The sequence below is a fragment of the Deinococcus marmoris genome (genome assembly GCF_001949125.1).
Classification (GTDB): Bacteria; Deinococcota; Deinococci; order Deinococcales; family Deinococcaceae; genus Deinococcus; species Deinococcus marmoris_A.
This window is the reverse complement of the sequence record NZ_MSTI01000054.1, coordinates 1-1,268: the sequence shown is the minus strand read 5'-3', so window position 1 is coordinate 1,268 and position 1,268 is coordinate 1. Positions and strand designations below refer to the sequence as shown.

2 protein-coding genes and 1 pseudogene are annotated in these 1,268 nt (G+C 54.3%); all 3 read left to right on the top strand.

Annotated features, from left to right (window positions below; translation table 11 throughout):
• Positions 1 to 294, top strand: a pseudogene (locus BOO71_RS27720) (IS4 family transposase); the annotation flags it as partial.
• Between the two features lie 401 nt (positions 295 to 695).
• Positions 696 to 995: a hypothetical protein gene (locus tag BOO71_RS28685; protein ID WP_254843081.1), complete on the top strand. Its 300-nt coding sequence runs from the start codon at positions 696 to 698 to the stop codon at positions 993 to 995.
• A gap of 29 nt (positions 996 to 1,024) precedes the next feature.
• On the top strand, positions 1,025 to 1,268 hold a 244-nt coding region (locus tag BOO71_RS07855), incomplete at its 3' end, for a transposase (protein WP_139322830.1).

Below are 1,268 nucleotides of genomic sequence, written 5' to 3'. Positions count from 1 at the left end.
CCGTTCCGGGACGGCAAGCAGTTCGCGGGCCTGGGTGATTGCCAGTCCCGTCAGGCTCAGGCGCTGCACTTCCACTGGAATATGGCGCTGCATAGCGTTTCTGTAGCCAGAGCCAGTCAGTTGATGAACCAGCGGGCTGGCCCGCTGGTCTTCAGCATGGAAGACGAAAAACGCCGTGCCTATAACGAATTTTTCGCTGATCGAATTTTATCTCTGTTGCCTGGCGATCTGACTTGCGAAAAATTCGCCCCACAGATCGCCGACCTGCTGCTCCTGGGGGTCAAGGCTGCTTGAAACCTTCCGGACTACTGTGAACAAGAGTTTCCAGGAAATCAGGAAGGGCGTCTGGGTGGGCAGAAAAGAGGGGCGCAACAGAAAAACAACGGTCAGCACGGTAAAAATGAGTCGCCCCAGAAAACCTCGCTGCTTGCGGGATCAAGTGGCTTTGGCTTGAAACCCTTTGCCTGCAAACACCGCCTCTGCCGTCCAGTTGGTGAGTCTTGATCTGATCCCCGTCCGTTATTCACCATGTCCAGCACGGCAGATTGGACAAACACCGTCAGGACCGCACTTTTCTCCATTTTGATCCCGCTGTTAGCGTTCAGCACGGCACATTTTTTGGACTAGAAACTCTTGTTTGAACGACACTGAGTACTTTCGCGTGGCGTGAGCAGTATGGACTTGGAGGGCACAGGATGACTCAGAAGTTGCATCTGCATAATCAGAAAAAACCTCTTCTGGCGCGAGAATCTCAGAAGAGCCACCAGACTGGTCTGGCGAAGTTGGGTAGGCGTGATCGGTTCGGGAAAATGCTGAAAGGCGTGACGTCTGTGATTAGCGGCACCCTTGCCGTTACCATGCTGTCCATGGGTTCGAGGGTGATTGAGAAAGATCTTTTCGAGATCATCCGTCGCCAGTCTGAGCAGATTGAACAGCTGATCGCAGAAAACAAAGCGCTCAAAAGTGTGATGTTGTTAGGGTTTGGTGGAGGGTAAGTTCAGTGTGATTCACACTGGAGGACAGAATGTCCGTACCCAAGCAAAAGTTCACCGCTGAGTTCAAATACGAAGCTGTCCGCCTGGTTCGCACAACCGGTAAGAGTTGCGCTCAGATCGCCCGTGACCTCGGCGTTCCTCCTCACTACGTCGTCCGGTGGAAGCAACAACAGGACAACCAGACGGCCGCTGGCCGCCCTGCCTTCACCGGGCGGGGGATCCCCGCCCTTTCACCACAGGAGGCTCGTCTTACAGAACTCGAACGAGAGCTGG

What these genes read in the sequence shown, in the direction of transcription:
- BOO71_RS28685 (WP_254843081.1), top strand. Translation starts at nt 696, where the DNA reads ATGACTCAGAAGTTGCATCTGCATAATCAGAAAAAACCTCTTCTGGCG.